16 protein-coding genes and 1 tRNA gene are annotated in these 16,264 nt (G+C 60.8%); 12 read left to right on the plus strand and 5 right to left on the minus strand.

Annotation, left to right across the window (positions count from 1 at the left end; translation table 11 throughout):
* Positions 1 to 3: 3 nt before the first annotated feature.
* The 4 genes from AC1DWZ_RS04720 (at position 4) to AC1DWZ_RS04735 (ending at position 5,571) form a co-directional block, all read left to right on the plus strand.
* The gene (locus tag AC1DWZ_RS04720) at positions 4 to 801 is read left to right on the plus strand and encodes a DeoR/GlpR family DNA-binding transcription regulator (RefSeq protein WP_477167704.1); all 798 of its coding nucleotides are present in this window, start codon (positions 4 to 6) and stop codon (positions 799 to 801) included.
* Between the two features lie 37 nt (positions 802 to 838).
* Positions 839 to 3,259 (plus strand): GcvT family protein, encoded by a 2,421-nt coding sequence (locus AC1DWZ_RS04725; RefSeq protein ID WP_477167705.1) that lies wholly within the window; start codon positions 839 to 841, stop codon positions 3,257 to 3,259.
* A gap of 10 nt (positions 3,260 to 3,269) precedes the next feature.
* Entirely contained in the window at positions 3,270 to 4,193 is a 924-nt protein-coding gene (locus tag AC1DWZ_RS04730; RefSeq protein WP_477167706.1) for a phosphotransferase, read from the plus strand.
* Positions 4,194 to 4,308: 115 nt separating this feature from the next.
* Positions 4,309 to 5,571, plus strand: a complete 1,263-nt coding sequence (locus AC1DWZ_RS04735; protein WP_477167707.1) for a type III PLP-dependent enzyme domain-containing protein — start codon at positions 4,309 to 4,311, stop codon at positions 5,569 to 5,571.
* Here AC1DWZ_RS04735 and AC1DWZ_RS04740 read toward each other — a convergent pair.
* Positions 5,568 to 5,924: a DMT family transporter gene (locus tag AC1DWZ_RS04740; RefSeq protein WP_477167708.1), complete on the minus strand. Its 357-nt coding sequence runs from the start codon at positions 5,922 to 5,924 to the stop codon at positions 5,568 to 5,570. The two genes, AC1DWZ_RS04735 and AC1DWZ_RS04740, sit on opposite strands and share 4 nt — an antisense overlap.
* A 71-nt stretch (positions 5,925 to 5,995) precedes the next feature.
* Entirely contained in the window at positions 5,996 to 6,430 is a 435-nt protein-coding gene (locus tag AC1DWZ_RS04745; RefSeq protein WP_477167709.1) for a hypothetical protein, read from the minus strand.
* A gap of 294 nt (positions 6,431 to 6,724) precedes the next feature.
* On the opposite strand from AC1DWZ_RS04745, the gene AC1DWZ_RS04750 reads away from it, so the two are divergent.
* The 4 genes from AC1DWZ_RS04750 to AC1DWZ_RS04765 all read left to right on the plus strand — a co-directional run bounded on the left by AC1DWZ_RS04750 (position 6,725) and on the right by AC1DWZ_RS04765 (position 9,825).
* Positions 6,725 to 7,297 (plus strand): cysteine dioxygenase family protein, encoded by a 573-nt coding sequence (locus AC1DWZ_RS04750; RefSeq protein ID WP_477167710.1) that lies wholly within the window; start codon positions 6,725 to 6,727, stop codon positions 7,295 to 7,297.
* A 16-nt stretch (positions 7,298 to 7,313) separates the two neighbouring features.
* Positions 7,314 to 8,087, plus strand: a complete 774-nt coding sequence (locus AC1DWZ_RS04755; RefSeq protein ID WP_477167711.1) for a class II glutamine amidotransferase — start codon at positions 7,314 to 7,316, stop codon at positions 8,085 to 8,087.
* A 128-nt stretch (positions 8,088 to 8,215) separates the two neighbouring features.
* Entirely contained in the window at positions 8,216 to 9,052 is an 837-nt protein-coding gene (locus tag AC1DWZ_RS04760) for a MerR family transcriptional regulator (RefSeq protein WP_477167712.1), read from the plus strand.
* A gap of 95 nt (positions 9,053 to 9,147) precedes the next feature.
* On the plus strand, positions 9,148 to 9,825 hold the full coding sequence (locus AC1DWZ_RS04765; protein WP_477167713.1) for a glutathione S-transferase family protein: 678 nt from the start codon (positions 9,148 to 9,150) through the stop codon (positions 9,823 to 9,825).
* A gap of 135 nt (positions 9,826 to 9,960) precedes the next feature.
* Here the strand turns inward: AC1DWZ_RS04765 and AC1DWZ_RS04770 are convergent.
* Positions 9,961 to 10,036: transfer RNA gene (locus tag AC1DWZ_RS04770), tRNA-Asn, on the minus strand.
* A gap of 250 nt (positions 10,037 to 10,286) precedes the next feature.
* Here AC1DWZ_RS04770 and AC1DWZ_RS04775 point away from each other — a divergent pair.
* The gene (locus tag AC1DWZ_RS04775; protein ID WP_477167714.1) at positions 10,287 to 11,012 is read left to right on the plus strand and encodes a phosphocholine cytidylyltransferase family protein; all 726 of its coding nucleotides are present in this window, start codon (positions 10,287 to 10,289) and stop codon (positions 11,010 to 11,012) included.
* 258 nt (positions 11,013 to 11,270) lie between these two features.
* On the opposite strand, the gene xth is transcribed toward AC1DWZ_RS04775, so the two are convergent.
* Together xth and erpA are read right to left on the minus strand one after the other, a co-directional pair.
* A complete protein-coding gene (gene xth / locus AC1DWZ_RS04780) occupies positions 11,271 to 12,065 on the minus strand; it encodes an exodeoxyribonuclease III (RefSeq protein ID WP_477167715.1) in 795 nt (264 codons plus the stop codon).
* Between the two features lie 16 nt (positions 12,066 to 12,081).
* Positions 12,082 to 12,423: an iron-sulfur cluster insertion protein ErpA gene (gene erpA, locus AC1DWZ_RS04785; RefSeq protein WP_477167747.1), complete on the minus strand. Its 342-nt coding sequence runs from the start codon at positions 12,421 to 12,423 to the stop codon at positions 12,082 to 12,084.
* 231 nt (positions 12,424 to 12,654) lie between these two features.
* Between erpA and AC1DWZ_RS04790 the strand changes: the two genes are divergently transcribed.
* The 3 genes from AC1DWZ_RS04790 to nagZ all read left to right on the plus strand — a co-directional run bounded on the left by AC1DWZ_RS04790 (position 12,655) and on the right by nagZ (position 16,223).
* Positions 12,655 to 13,851, plus strand: coding sequence for a deoxyguanosinetriphosphate triphosphohydrolase (locus tag AC1DWZ_RS04790; protein ID WP_477167716.1), 1,197 nt, complete (start codon positions 12,655 to 12,657; stop codon positions 13,849 to 13,851).
* Between the two features lie 129 nt (positions 13,852 to 13,980).
* Positions 13,981 to 15,195, plus strand: a complete 1,215-nt coding sequence (locus tag AC1DWZ_RS04795) for an SPOR domain-containing protein (protein ID WP_477167717.1) — start codon at positions 13,981 to 13,983, stop codon at positions 15,193 to 15,195.
* Positions 15,196 to 15,218: 23 nt separating this feature from the next.
* A complete protein-coding gene (gene nagZ, locus AC1DWZ_RS04800; protein ID WP_477167718.1) occupies positions 15,219 to 16,223 on the plus strand; it encodes a beta-N-acetylhexosaminidase in 1,005 nt (334 codons plus the stop codon).
* Positions 16,224 to 16,264 lie beyond the last annotated feature (41 nt).

Genomic DNA, 16,264 nt, shown 5'->3' on the forward strand with positions numbered 1-16,264 from the left:
ATCATGTCAAAAGAACTGGAAGGCCTATCGGATCTGCGGCTCAACAGCCGTCAGGCGCGGATTATGGAGGTCTTGCGTCGGGACCAGCTATTGGCCGTAACGCAATTGGCCGAAGCACTCGATGTATCCGGCGAGACGATCCGGCGCGACCTGCGCCTTCTTTCGGCAAAGGGCCTCGTCGAAAAGAGTCACGGCAATGTGCGTTGGCGTGACCGCAGCGAGGACCAGCCGCTGCAGCGCCGCATGCTCGACAATATGGGCGGCAAGCAGAGTATTGCCCTGGCCATTGCCGACGAGATCAGCGATGGAGAATCGGTGTTCCTCGATACCGGGTCCACAAACATCTACGTGGCGCAGGCTCTAAAAGGCCGACGTGATCTGACCGTGGTCACCAATTCGGCGCCGATTGCCCAGCATCTCAGCACCGGCGAAGGCAACCGCGTCTATCTCGCCGGCGGCGAACTGCGCGCCGATGACAGCGCCGCCTTTGGACCGGCGGCAATCGCCTTCTTGCAGCAATTCATGGTCAAGACCGCGATCATCAGCGCTGCCGGTTTGGATGCCAAATTAGGTGTCATGGACAACCATCTGTGCGAAGCGGATGTCTCGCGGTCAGTCATCGGACACGCGGAACGCGTCATCGTTGGTGCGGATTGCAGCAAGTTCAACCGCCGCTGCCTGGTGGCGGCCGTCAGCTTTGCCGACGTCGATCTGCTGGTGACCGACCAGAAGCCCAGCGGGGAGCTTGGCGACGAGCTGGAGCAGCATGACGTTGAAATTCTTGTGACCGACCCGACCTGAACCCAAATATCCTTCCAATGCGGAGCGCAGTAGCACGATGACCGGGCGGCAACACGCGGAAATCTTGATCATTGGTGCCGGTATCATCGGCTGTTCGATTGCTTATCATCTCACCCGCATGGGCAAGAAGGATGTGGTGATCCTCGAGAAGAGTGGCATTACCCACGGTGCCACCTGGCATGCGGCGGGGCTCGTTGGCCAGTTGCGTTCGTCCCGCAATGTCACGCGCATGCTGCGCCATTCGGTCGAACTCTATGACAAGCTCGAAGCCGAAACCGGCATGGCGATCGACTGGAAGAAGTATGGCAGCCTGCGTTTGGCCTGTTCCTCCGAACGTGAGATGGAGAACAAGCGTTCGCTCACCATGGCCAAGAGCTTCGGTCTTGAGATGCAGGAACTGTCGCCGCAGGAGGCACAGGATCTGTTCCCGATCATGAGCCTTGAGGATGTGCGATCTGCGGTTTACATCCCCTCCGATGGCTATATCGACCCGGCCGGTATCTGTCAGGCACTTGCCAAGGGCGCCAAGGATAAAGGTGCCCGTATCATCGTCGGCGAACGCGTAACCGGCATGACGGTGGAAAACCGTCGTGTCGTCGGCGTCAAGACCGATCAGGGCGAGTGGACCTGCGATCTGGTGGTGAATTGCGCCGGCATGTGGGGCCACGAGATCGGCGAGATGGCCGGCATCCGGGTGCCCAGCTTCGCCGTCGAACATCAGTATCTGATCACCGATCCCTTGCCGGATGTTCCTAAGCGCATGCCGACCATGCGCGATCCCGATCATCTGGTCTACTATAAGCCGGAAGTTCGTGGCCTGGTTATCGGCGGCTATGAGCCGGACACCTTGCCCTTTGCACCGGGTGGCATCCCGAAACATTTCGCCCAGGAACTGCTGCCCGGCAATTTTGAGCGCTTCGAATTATTGGCGAAGCTGGGCGGCAAGCGCACGCCGATCATCAACACGGTGGGCGTCCGGCAGTTGATCAATGGGCCAATTCCGTATTCGGCTGATTCCGATTTCGTCATGGGCAAGTCGCCGGAGCTCGACAATTTCTTCGTATCGGCGGGTTTTCTCTATGGCATCGCCGCCGGTGGTGGCGCCGGCCGCATGATGGCCGAATGGATCGTCGAGGGTGCGCCCAGCCTCAACCTGTGGCCGCTCGACGTGCGTCGCTTCAACTTCCATCACAACACGCGCCATTTCATGTATCCGCGCGCTGTCGAGCTCTATGGTCATCACTACAAACTGCACCGGCCGGGTGACGAGCATGAAACGATGCGCGGCATCCGCCGCTCGCCGCTTTATGAGACGTTGAAGGGCAGGGGTGCCGTGTTCGGGTCCCGCGGTGGTTGGGAGCGGCCGAACTGGTTCGCATCGGCTGGCGTGAAGCCGGCTGACGAGCCCGCCTTCGATCGGGCCAAGACCAATTGGTTTGCTCATGTCGGCGCCGAACACAAGGTGGTGCGAGAAGGGGTGGCGCTCATCGACCAGACTTCCTTTGCCAAGTTCGAGGTCATCGGGCCGGGTGCTGCCATTGCATTGCAGAAGCTCGCCGTTTCCGACATGGACAAGCCGGTCGGCAGCACGATCTACACCCAGCTGTGCAACGCGAAGGGTGGGATTGAATGCGACCTGACTTTCTCGCGCATTGCACAGGACCGCTTCTATTTCGTGACGGGCAGTGCATTCGGCCTTCACGACCGGCAATGGATCGAGAGTCATCTGCCGCGGGACGGATCTGTACAGATCGTCGACGTCACATCCGGCCGTGCCGTCATCAATATCTGTGGGCCGAAGGCGCGCGACGTTCTGGCGCTGGTGGTCGAGGAGGATGTTTCGAACGCGGCCTTTCCGTTCTCGACCTGCCGGCAGATTACCGTGGGGGCGGCGCCGGTACTGGCCATCCGCATCGGTTATGTCGGCGAATTGGGCTGGGAACTGCATGTGCCCACGGAATATGCGGCACACATCTATGACGTGTTGCGCGCAGCAGGTGAGGCGTTCGGTATCCGCGATGTCGGCTACCGCGCCATCGACAGTCTGCGCATGGAGAAGGGTTATCTCTATTGGTCGAGCGATATCACGCCGGACTATTCGCCCTATGAGTCCGGGCTCGGTTTCCGGGTCAACCTGAAGAAGGGCGAATTCATCGGTCGCGACGTGCTGGCAACGCAGAAGGCCGAGGGCGTCAAGCAAAAGCTCTGTACCTTCACGCTTGATAAGCCGCTGCCACTCTATGGCGGCGAGGCAGTGATCCATGATGGAAAGGTTGTCGGCGTCACCACCAGCGGCAATTTCAGCTACACGCTTGGGAAGTCGGTTGCCTATGCCTATCTATCGACGACGCTCAGCACAGCGCAGGGCTTCGTCGTGGAATCGTTTACCGAGCAGTCGCCAGCGACACGCCATGACGGCCCGCTTTACGATCCGAAGAATGAGCGATTGAAGGCCTGAGGGGGCATGGATGGTGGACGAGACGATCATTGGCGAGACGCTTCGGCGCATTCCGTTATTGGCCGACCTCGATGTCAATGAGGTCAGTGCCGAACGGCTGGGTGGCCTTACCAACCGCAACTATCTGCTAGGGACTCCCAAGGGCAAGTTTGTCCTGCGCATTCCCGGCGAGGGAACGGGCGAGTACATATCGCGCAAGAACGAAGCACATGCTGCGAGGGTGACCTCCGATATCGGCGTCAACGCCCCGCTCATCTTCTTCGATGAGTCAGATGGGGTGCAGCTTGCCGGCTATATCGACGGCGCGCAGACGATGAATAGCGAACGCTTCAAGGATCTGGGATCGGTCCGACGGGCGGCGCAGTCCCTGCGCAAGGTTCATGTGTCGGGCAAGCCGTTTCTCAACCGGTTCGAGCTCTTCCACATGATCGACGACTATCTGGAGATTCTGGCGCGCAAGGATGCGCCTTTGCCGGACGGCTATCATGATGTGAAACACGAGGCCGAGAGCGTGCGCCGGGCGCTGGCCGCCCGGCCGCTGCCGTCAGCACCCTGCCATTGCGACCCCTTGGCCGAGAACTTCCTCGACAATGGCGAGATGGTCTATGTGATCGATTGGGAATATGCCGGCAACAACGATCCGATGTGGGATCTGGGCGATTTGTCAGTCGAAGCCAGTTTTGGGTCCGATCAAGACGCTGCCTTGTTGGAAGCCTATTTCGATGGCCGTGTCCCGGCGGGCGATCGCGGCCGCATGGTGCTCTATAAGGCCATGTGCGACCTCCTTTGGACCCTGTGGGGCATTATCCAGCACGTAAACCAGAATCCGGCCGACGATTTCTGGGCCTATGCCGTAGGCCGCTTCGAGCGCTGCAAGAAGCTGATGGGTGCCTCGGATTTCGGTCGCTACATCCAGGCCACGATTGACGGGTAAGCCCGCTGCCATGCCCTCCCTGCAAGGCTGCGATTACGTCAACAGGGTTGCCTTTCCGCCGTCTTTCCGGTCTCTATGACGCTGTTCTAGACACGCGCCTCAAGGAATTCCCGGGATGGATGACACTGTTTCACCGCGCAAGGCCGCCATTGCGGCGCGCGCCTTCAAGGATGGTTTGCTGGTCGAAGAGGCCCCTTTGATCGGCATCATCGATACAGATGCTTTGCGCGCGACGATCGACGATCTGCGCTCGTCATTCCCCAATTTCTTCCAGCATGCCTTTGCCGCCAAGGCAAACACCATGCCTGCCGTCCTCAATCTCATCCGCAACTGGGGCATGAGCTGTGAGGTAGCGAGCCCCGGCGAGTTTGAGGCAGCCGTCAAGGCAGGATTCAGCGGGCCGGAAATCGTCTTCGACAGCCCGGCCAAGACCAACTGGGAGATCAACGCTGCGCTTAAGGCAGGTGCCACTCTCAACATCGACAATTTCCAGGAACTGGCGCGGGTCGATGCCTGGCTCGCCAAGGGCACATCGCGCTCGATCATCGGCCTGCGCATCAATCCGCAGGTGGGGACGGGCAGCATCGCCGCTATGAGCACGGCGACATTGAGCTCCAAGTTCGGCATTGGCCTCGAAGATGGCGACAACCGCCAGCAGATCATCGATGCCTATGCCAGCCGTCCCTGGCTCACCTGCCTTCATACCCATGTGGGCTCGCAAGGTTGCCCGCTCGACCTCATCGCGGCTGGGATCGCCAAGACGTTCGCGCTGGCGCAGGAGATCAATTCAACACTCGGTCGCAAGCAGATCACGACATTGGACATTGGTGGCGGCGTGCCGGTCAATTTCGCAAGCGACATCGCGACCCCCAGTTTTGGCGATTATGTGGCCGCTTTGCGTACCGGCGTTCCAGGTCTCTTTGCCGGTGAGTTTAAGATCGTCACGGAATTCGGCCGGTCCGTTCTCGCCAAGGCCGGGTTCATTCTGGCGCGCGTGGAGTACACCAAGGAACAGGGCGGGCATCCCATCGCCATCACCCATGCCGGGGCGCAGGTCGCGACCCGCACTGTGTTCATGCCGGAATTGTGGAAGATCCGCGTGAGTGCTCTGGACAGTCAGGCGCGCCCGAAGAAGGGGCCCAAGGTCGTTCAGGATGTTGCCGGCCCCTGCTGTTTCGCCGGCGATATCGTGGCCCATGCCCGCGCCTTGCCGCTGCTGGAGCCGGGCGATTTCGTCATGTTGCACGACACCGCCGCCTATTATTTCTCGACACCCTTCGTCTATAACAGCCTGCCGGCCATCCCGGTTTATGGCGTTTCAGGGGCTGACGATCGGCTTGATGTTTCGGTCATGCAGGAAGGCCACGCGCTGATTTAGCGCGCGACAACGACCAGTCCCGTGACGATGAGGGCGATGCCGCCGGCGTGACGCCAGCCGAGCCCTTCGCCGAAGAAGGCGGCTGCTGCCAGCGGCACCAGCACGAAGCAGAGCGCATTGAACAGCACCGCCGTCGACAGCGGTACGCGCTGCAGGATGGCAACCCACAACACGGTAGCAATACCATAGAGAATGAGCGCTGCCCAAAGCCAGTAATTGGCGATGAGCAGCCGCACGTCGCCCAGACCGCTGATGGTGCCGGTGCTGAGTGCCGCCTTCTTGAACAGCAATTGGCCGGAAGACAGGATCGCCACGTAAAGGCCCAAGGCGGCCAGCATCTCTTTGCCGATCACGGCACTCTCCCCCGACTGTGCTTGACGCGCGATCCTGACCGATCGGGGCGCAAGCTGCAAGATAAGCGGGGTCAGGAGGCTGGTGTCGTGGCGCCGCCGGGGCCCTGGGCCGAGACGGGGACGCAGGCTTTGATCGCGGCGTCGGCCCGGTGCCAATTGTCGCGCGCCATGTCCGGGAAGACACCGCTGACCTGATGGGTCGGCCAATAGAGATCGCCGTTATAGAATTTCACGATCGACTTGTTGTTGGGATGCGGCTCCACGGTGACAAAGGCAATGAGGCCACCGCGCGGCGCATAGACACTGATTTCGGCTTTCGGGCCGAAGAACAGCAGGTCGGGCTCCGTGCCGCGGAACTCGTTGGCAAGGCTGCCGGCAAGGCAATTGGCCATCACATCCGGGGTCTGGTCGAGCCGGGCCGTGATATCGGGTTTGGCCAGCAGGCTGGTCGAGGTGCAGGCCGCCGTGCCAAGCAGCAGCAGGAGGGGTAGATGGGCTAAGCGCATGGCGGTGGCCTCGAAAGATTGGGTTTCTGCCGTTCTCTGAAGCATGTCCCATGCCAGACATCGCCCAGGGGATGGGGCGCGTTATCCCTTTGATATCGCGTTAACTATTTTACATATAAGCTTGCGTGAATCGGCCGGGTTCTTCAAATTGCCCGGCAAAGATGGCGAGCTAGGCACGGAATGGGCCTGGGTACGGCGCCTGGGTGAGGGCGGAGATCCGAAGGATCGAGGCTGGATTGCCCGGCCGGCCAAGCAGACCAAGGCGCGTCGGTCAGTATTGAACTGGGGTATGTGATGCATGAGTCTCTGAGCAGGTTCGTCGAGCAGTGTAATGCCGTGGTCGCTTCAATGGGGCAGGCGCATGATAGGGTCACGGCCATCGCGCCGCTGATGCATGCGTTGATCGCGGACGCTGACGAATTTCTGTCGGACGAGCATTTCAGATCGGACCCAGACCATTACGCGCGCAATGCCATCTACCTCTGTCCAAAGGGGGACCTGTCGCTCTTCGCCCTCGTCTGGCTGCCCGGGCAGTGGACGCCGGTGCATGATCATGGCAGCTGGGGTGTCGTTGGTGTCGTCCGCGGCATGCTGGAGGAACGCGCCTATATGTCCGTTGCGGGCGAGATACACGGCAACAGCGGTATCGGCCTGAAGCGCGGCGGTGTCACCCTGCTGTGTCCGTCGGCGATCTCAAGCTTTGTGCCCAATCCTGATCACATCCACATGACCGGCGTGCCGACCGAGCGGGAGACCTGCGTCAGTCTTCACCTCTATGGGCGCAACATGGATTCATTTCATATCTACGATGTCGACGCCGGCACACGGCGCCTGATCGAGGTCCCGCATTATGAAAGTGCCGGATGAGGGAGAACAGTAATCCATGTGCCGTTGGCTGACCTATTGCGGCGATCCCATCTATCTCGACCGCGTGATCTTCGAGACCGAAAACTCGCTCATCCATCAAAGTATGCGGGCCCGGCAAAGCCATGTCACCACCAATGGCGACGGATTTGGCATTGGCTGGTATGCGGAACGCGCTGTGCCAGGCACCTATCGCGACATCCTGCCGGCCTGGAACGATGCCAATCTGCGTTCGATCGCGCATCAGATCCGCTCCGGTCTGTTCCTGGCACATGTGCGCGCCTCGACCGGGACTGCAACCTCCCGCGCCAATTGCCATCCGTTCAGCCATGGCAAATGGCTGTTCATGCATAACGGACAGATCGGCGGCTATGACCGCATCCGCCGGCGCATCGAAGCTCTGGTGGACGACAGCTTCTACGTCCATCGCTTGGGCACGACCGACAGCGAACTTATCTTCTATCTGATGCTCTCGATGGGGCTCGACAAGGATCCGGTCAACGCCATCCAGCGCACGCTGGGCGCCGTGGTTGAGATCATGAAACAGGCCGACGTATCCGATGCCTTGCGTTTCACCTCCGTCGTCACGGATGGTGCTGCGATCTATGCCATTCGCTTTGCCACCGACGAAACGCCGCCTTCGCTCTATTGGCGCTATGAGGATGACCAGTTGCTGATCGTCTCGGAACCGCTCGACGACGATCAGCGCTGTTGGCACGAAGTCCCGGCCGGGCAGATGCTGGTGACCGAACGCAATGTCCGCGTCGACATGGTCCCGTTCAGGCCGCTCTGACTCCATCTGACGCAGACCGGCCACAGTTAGAACTTTTCCCCTTGACCTTGACGCTGCGTCAAGCCTGTACACCACTTCCCGACGGGCCGATGCCCGGATGAGGCAGGGTTTCAAGCGGGAGAGAGGAAATGTTTCGGATCGGTGAATTCGCGCAGATCGCCCAGGTGTCGAGCCGGCAGCTCCGGTTCTATGACCAGCTTGGGCTATTGCAACCGGCGCATATTGACGACCAGACCGGCTACCGATACTACAGCATTCGGCAGTTGCCGCGGCTCAACAGTATCTTGGCGCTCAAGGAACTGGGTCTGTCTCTGGAGCAGATCGGGCCGCTGCTGAAGGACGATATTTCACCATCGGCGCTGCGCGGCATGCTCACCCTGAAGCGGGCCGAGGTCGAGAGAGCCCTGCGCGAAGATGAGAATCGCCTGCGACATATCGAATCGCGGATCGCCCAAATCGACAAGGACGGTGGTATCGACGGATATGACGTCGTGACCAAATCCGTCTCTGCGATCCCATTCCTGTCGGTGCGATACAGCTGCAACGGCATGGATGAGGCCGTGCGGATGGTACGGTGCGTTGCCGAGGATGGCGCCAGGCAGATCCGGCCCGCCTTGCGCGACAAGCTTATTGTGGTATCGCGAAGCGAGAACGACGCGGATCTGCTCGATCTGGAGATTGGCTATTCGCTGACCCGCCCAACGAACGCCAACGTCAGGGTCGGCGGTGATCTTGTGCTGCGGGCGGGCGAATTGCCGGCGGTGGACATGATGGCGACGATCGTTCGCCAGGGAACGAACGCCCAGAGCCACACCTCCTTCAGTGCGATCGGCACATGGATAGAGGCCAATCATTTCGAGATCGCCGGACCCTGCCGTGAAGTGTTTCTGGAGTCCGTGACGGGGCCGCCCGGGTTCGAGGGTGCCTTGGTCGAGATCCAGTTTCCGGTTCGACCGGCCGCGTAACTCCCCAACACAATTTGATCATCCAACCGGGCGCGACACGGCGCGCCTGTGAGGTCGCGCTCGCGCATTTTTCCGTGATTTCACAAGGAGACGACATGCTGACGATCTATGGTGTGCCCCTGTCGGTGCATACGCGCAAGACACTTGTCACCGCGATGCATAAGGGTCTCGATCACAAATTCGAGGCCGTGATTCCGGTCATTCCCGACAATCCGCCGGCCAATTGGCATACGCTCAGTCCGACCGGGCTCATTCCGGCAATGCAGGACGGCGAATTCACCCTGGCCGACTCAACGGCGATTTGCCTCTATCTTGAGCGCAAGCATCCGTCGGCGCCGATCCTGCCGGCGGACCCCCAACGTTGCGGTCGAGCTCTGTGGTTCGATGCCTATGCTGGCGGGACCATGTTCCGGGACGTCGTGCGCCCGCTATTTCACCAGATAGTGGTGGCGCCCCGTATCAAGAAGGTCGCGACCGACCAGGCGCTCGTCGACACGGTCTTGAACGAGGTGCGGCCGAAGATCTTCAGCTATCTGGAAGCACAGATCGAGGGTGCCTTTCTTGTCGGCTCTTCGTTGACGCTAGCGGATCTGGCGGTGGCCTCGAATCTGCTGACCTACCGCTATCTCGGCCTTTCGATTCCAGCGGACAACTATCCGAAACTGTCACGCTATCTGGCAGGCATTGTTGATCTGGAGATTTTTCAGCGGGCGGTAGCGCAGGAGAGGCCGTTCGTTGAACAGATGGGCCTGGATCGCAGCTTCCTGAACTGAGCGGGGCTCGACTGGTTCCCCCCCCCGACGACCGCTTGCAACGCCAACCGCCGAAACAAAACACCCCCGGACGCTATGCGCGGCCGGGGGCGTCTTTCGTGTGGACCGATGCGCTTTCGCAGCTTCGTTCCGAATTGGCTCCTCGAGCTGGACTCGAACCAGCGACCTGCGGATTAACAGTCCGACGCTCTACCAGCTGAGCTATCGAGGAATAACACTGCCTGAACCTCACAGCCCGGCGCGTTGGGCCAGCATATAGCAGAAGGTTCGGCCGGCTGCAAACAGCTTTCTTCATCCGCTGCAATATCCTCAAGGGCCTGATTCGGCAGTCCTTTTTGGCGCAGCGAATTGTCACATCCAGGGGTCGCGGGGGTTGACAGCGGCCCTGACATTCACGATTCTCCGGCGCCATCCAGATGCCCGGGCGACCGGTACGGGCACAGCTAGCCATCGGAGTTTCCATGAAGGCCGTCATTTTGAGCGCGGGCCAGGGTTCGCGTCTGTTGCCATTGACCGAAGGCCGCCCGAAATGCCTCCTCCAGTTGGGCGACAAGACGCTGATCGAATGGCAGATCTGGGCGCTGACCCAGGGCGGCGTCGACGAGATCGCGGTTGTGGTCGGCTACCATGCGCAGGATGTCGTGGCGCTCCTCAAAAAGCTGGAAAGCCCGAAACTCAAGATCCGCACCATCTACAACCCGTTCTACAAACTCGCCGACAATCTCGCGAGCTGCTGGATGGCGCGTCATGAAATGCAGGGCGATTTCGTCATCCTCAATGGCGACACCGTCATTGAACCGACGATCTTCCAGACTTTGATGGCGAGCCCCAAGGCGCCGATCACCGTCACCATCGACAAGAAAGAATCCTACGATTCCGACGATATGAAGGTGCATCTCAAGGGTACGCGCCTGCTTGAGATCGGTAAGACTTTGGCAGCCGACCGCACCAACGGTGAATCGATCGGCATGCTGCTGTTTCGCGGCGACGGCCCCAAGCTCTTCACCGACACGCTGGACACGCTGATGTACACGCCGGAAGGCGTGAAGTGGTGGTACCTCCGCGCCATTGGCCAGATCGCCGAACATCACCAGGTCGAAACCTGCAGCATCGAAGGCAAACTCTGGGGCGAAGTCGATTTCCCCGCCGACCACGAACGCGTCTCGCAGCTGGTGACGGAGTTCTAACACATCGTTTCGGCATCACCGGCACATCCAATCTGTCCTAACAAGATGCGTCATCCCCGGACTTGATCCGGGGATCTGCGAGCAACCGATGAACAGCGCATCTCGTCGCACCTGATCCCCGGGTCAAGCCCGGGGATGACGATTTAAATGGAATGATACCAGGGCCACATCCTCGCTCGTCGTGGTGACGGCTGGAAATTCGGAGATGGTCGACCTTCGCCGACCATGACGGTGATATCCCGTTCCCGACAGAAGCGCCTACAGCGTCAGTTCGCACCAGATCGGCGTGTGGTCGCTGGGTTTGTCTTTGGCGCGCGGCTTCTTGTCGATGTCGCACGCTTCCAGGCAGTCGGCAGCTTGCGGCGAAAGCAGCAGATGATCGATGCGTAGGCCATGATCGCGCTGCCAAGCACCGGCCTGATAATCCCAGAAGGTATAGCGATGGCCTTCGGGGTGCAGCAGTTTGAAGGCCTCGGTGTAGCCGAGATTGAGGATTTCGCGGAACTTGGCGCGGGTCTGGGGCAGGGCCAGCGCGTCGCCCGCCCAGCCGATCGGATCGTAGACATCCTTGTCGGTCGGGATGACGTTATAATCGCCGCCCAGCACGGTGGGCTCTTCGAGCTTCAATAGTTCAGCGGCGTGATGGCGCAGTCGCTCCATCCAGGCCAGCTTATAGGGATATTTCTCGCTCTCGACCGGATTGCCGTTGGGCAGGTAGATGGTGGCGACACGCACTTTCTTCCAGCGCTTGCCATCCGGCACGTCGACGATTGCTTGAATGTAGCGCGCCTGTTCATCGGTCTCGTCACCCGGCAAACCCTTATGTTCCACGGTGAGAGGTGTCCGCGACAGGATGGCGACGCCGTTATAGCTCTTTTGCCCGAGCACCGCTGCGTGATAGCCGAGCGCTTCGATCTCGAGCCGCGGGAACTCAGTGTCGCTGCATTTGATTTCCTGCAGCAAGGCAACGTCCGGCTTTTCGTCGCGTAACCACTCCAACACATTCGCGATGCGCGCACGCAGCGAGTTGACGTTGAAGGTCGCGATCTTCACAGGGAGCTAATCGGGATCAGACGGAGAAGGAATTGCCGCAGCCGCAGCTCGATGAGGCGTTCGGATTCTTGATCTGGAACGAGGCGCCGACGAGGTCTTCGACGAAGTCGATCTCGGCGCCGGCCAGCAATTCAAGCGAGGTATCGTCGATCACGACCTTCACGCCATTGCGCTCGAAGATCCGATCGTCCTGCTGCTGGGATTTGTCGAACGAGAAGCCATATTGAAAGCCCGAGCAGCCACCGCCCGACACAGACAGGCGCAGCATCAAATCGGCATCGCCCTCCATCTGGATGAGGGTGGCGATCCGCTTGGCGGCATTCTCGCTGACAGTCACCTGWTGCGGCGCGTCGATCATATTGCCCATGGACGTCACTTCGGCTGGTTTAAGTCGTTAGGGCAGTATTTAGGGCGTTATGCCGGAAAGTCAAACGCCGGAAGCGCATGGCTGTCATCTATGCCCTTACACCAATTGTGTTTTTCCGTCCGATTGGCAAATTTCCTTGGACGAACAAGGGCCACGGCCGGTCCGGGACGGCCGCATCCAATCCTAGTGGCTTGGCCGGAACACGCCTGATACGGTCGCCGCATGCATACTGCCTCTTACGCCTCAGACCCGGATCAGAGTCGCGGCCGGCTCATCGCCGAGGCCGAAAGCCCCATGCGCTCGGTTTATCAGCGCGACCGCGACCGGGTGGTCCACTCGGCCGCCTTCCGGCGTCTGAAGCACAAGACCCAGGTCTTTGTGTATCACGAAGGCGACCATTACCGGACCCGGCTCACCCACAGTCTGGAAGTGGCGCAGATCGCCCGCACCATCGCCCGCGTCCTCGGGCTCAACGAGGATCTGGCCGAAGCCTTGGCACTGGCCCACGATCTCGGCCATCCGCCCTTCGGCCATGCCGGCGAAGAGGCGCTCAATGCTTGCCTGGTCGAACTCGGCGGACTGTTCGATCACAATGAACAGACGTTCCGGGTGCTGACCTCGCTCGAGCGGCGCTATGCCCAGTTCGATGGCTTGAACCTCACCTGGGAAATGCTGGAAGGCATCGTCAAGCATAATGGGCCGTTGAAGGGCAGTCGGGCAGGGGCGCGCAGTCTTGCCCATGGTGTTCCGCAGACCATCGCCGATTTCGACAAGCAATGGCCGCTGGAATTGGATGGCTTCGCAAGTGCCGAGGCCCAAGTTGCCGCGCTGGCTGACGACATCGCCTACAACAACCACGATATCGATGACGGGCTCAGGGCCGGGCTCTTTGCCGTCGAGGATCTGAAGGATGTGCCCTTGGCCGGACCGGTCTTTGCCGATGTGGCCAAGCTCTATCCCGGCCTGGAGACGACGCGCCTCATCCATGAAGCGGTGCGCCGCATGATCAATGTCATGGTGAGCGATGTGCTTGCGGAAAGTCAGCGTCGGATTGCTGCTGCCGACCTGCGGGTTCCGGCCGATGTCCGCAATCGCGACGAACCTATCATCGCTTTTTCGGCGGAGATGCGTGGCCATGATATCGGCCTCAAGAAGTTCCTGTTTCAGCGCATGTACCGGCACGACCGCATCAACCGCACCATGGCCCATGCCAAGGAAGTGGTGACGGACCTCTTTCGGCTGCATCTCGATCAGCCGGATTTGCTGCCACCGGAATGGTCGAAGGAGGCCGGCCACGCCGACCGCTGGCAGCAGGCGCGGGTGGTGGCGGACTATATCGCCGGCATGACCGACAAATTTGCCCTGGAAGCCCATGTCAGGCTGCTCGGTCCCGACCCGGTTGTTTCAGAAAAATCCTAAGCGAATCTTGGCTTTAACCCAGCTCATCACAGGGCTTTGTCTTGACCGACTCGGCTTGGAACTGGTTTGATTCAGCCTTGCGGCGGCGTTTCGCCGTCGGCCAAGATATGGCGTCAAGGATAGCGTTAGATGACGACGGAACCACCCCGCCCAGATCAGATACAGGCCAATGTTGCGGCTGCCCTCAGCCGCCTGCGGGGTGAGCTGGCGCCAACACCACCTACCGGATCGCAGCAACCGCCGTTTGTGCCGATTCCCAATGCGACGGCCCCCAATCAGACCGGTCGCGCTGCCGATCCGATCCTGACCTCGCCAGAAGCTCTATTTGAGATTGGTCCCGGCTTGGAGGCGCCCGATCCCAGCATGGCACTCAATCAGAATGGCGGCAGTGAAGGGGGCGCCGAGACGCCGTTTGCGCGCATGACGGGCCTCAAGCCTGCCGACCAGCCGGACCTTCTTTCCGGCATCGGCACCACGCCGCCGCCTTTGGCCGACCTGCCGGATGCGGATGCCGAAGCAGCTCATCGCCGACGCCGGCTGCGCAATCGGCTGCTGGCCGGCGGCGTCCTGGTCATTGCTCTTGGCGCCTTCTGGCTGCTGAGCGGTGGCGATTCCGGCAACCAGCCGGTGCCGGTGATCACTGCCGACAGCGCTCCGGAAAAGGTGAAGCCAGCCGACGAAGGCGGCCTTGAGGTCCCCAACCAGGATGTCGCCATTCTGAACGGCGAGAACTCGACCGCCCCCACGCAGGGTGAGACCGTTTTGCCGGCGCCCGAGCAACCGGCCACCCCGCCAGTGGTGCCGGAACCGGCGCCCGCCGTCGCAGCCCCCAGTCCGGATGCGACGACGGCAACCAGCGATACCGGCAATGTCATCCCATCCGTGCCGGCACCTGCGGTTGACGCCATCCCAGCGGTGCCTGCGCCGACCGAACCGACGGCCGATGCTTCAGCCGCACCTGCGGCCAGCACCGACACGGCACCGGCCGCCAGCACGGACGCAGCACCTGCGGCTACATCTGAAGCGCCAGCCGAACCGGCGGCACCTGCCACTGAAGCGGCGCCAGCACAGACAGCATCCGTTCAACCTGCTGCTGGTGGATCGGCGCGTGTCCAGCTGGCGGCGGTCAAGACTGAAGCGGCTGCCCAGAAGGAATGGGCGCGCATCCAGAAGGCACATCCCGATGTCCTCGGCGCCCTCACGCTTCATGTTGAAAAATTCAACAAATCGGCTAACGAGACATTCTATCGGATCCAGGCAGGGCCGTTGCAGGACAAGGCCAGCGCCAAGCAGGTTTGTGCCAAATTAAAACAAGAAAATCAGGCGTGTATCGTCGCTAATTAAAGCGGTACATCGGGGAGAGTTTCATGCCTTTGGCAGCGATTTTGGGCTGCGCCGGTCCTGAGCTGTCGGCGGCGGAGGCGGCCTTCTTTAAGGCGCATGATCCGCTGGGCTTCATCGTCTTCGCCCGCAATCTGGTGGAGCCGGCGCAGGTCAAGAAGCTGACGGCGGATTTGCGCGCCTCAATCGGCCGGCCCGATGCACCGATCCTGGTGGACCAGGAAGGTGGGCGCGTCGCGCGGCTGAAGGCCCCCCATTGGCGGCACCCGCCGGCTGCTGACCGGTTCGGCCTGATCGCCACCCAGGACCGGGCGCGGGCGGCGCAGGCAGTCCGCCTCAACCACGAACTGATGGCCGGCGAGCTCCGGGAACTTGGGCTAAATGTCGATTGTGCGCCTTTGGTGGATGTGCGTGCGGTAGGGGCCCACGATATCATTGGTGACCGCGCCTATGGCACTGATCCCTATCTGGTGGCCGATCTTGGCCGCGCGGCGGCGGAAGGGCTGATGGCTGGCGGCGTCATGCCGATCATCAAGCACATCCCGGGGCATGGCAGATCATCGGTCGACAGCCATTTCGACCTGCCGCGTGTGGACACGGATTTCGATATTTTGGCGGAAACGGATTTCGTGCCTTTCCGGGCACTTAACGACATCCCCTGGGCGATGACTGCGCACATTGTCTATACAAGTTTGGATGCCAACCTGCCGGCGACGCTCAGCCCCACAGTGATCGCCGAGGTGATCCGCGGCGAGATCGGCTTCGCCGGCCTGCTGCTCTCGGACGACCTTTCCATGAAGGCGCTCAAGGGCGGGCTCGATGAGTTGGCGCAGGCCAGCCTGGAAGCCGGCTGCGACGTAGTCCTCCACTGCAATGGCGATATGGCTGAGATGGAGCGGGTGGTCCGTGGGGCAAAGCCCTTGTCAGCGGTCGGACTCGCCCGATATGAACAGGGGCAGCGGCGGTTGAACGCTGACCCGGACTTCGACCGGGCTGACCTCGCGGAAGAACTCTCCAGCTTAATGGCTTGATATTCAACGATTAGCCTGGATCTGACGCGGGCTGATGCCCA

The sequence above is a fragment of the Dongia sp. P2_B8 genome (assembly GCF_056404715.1).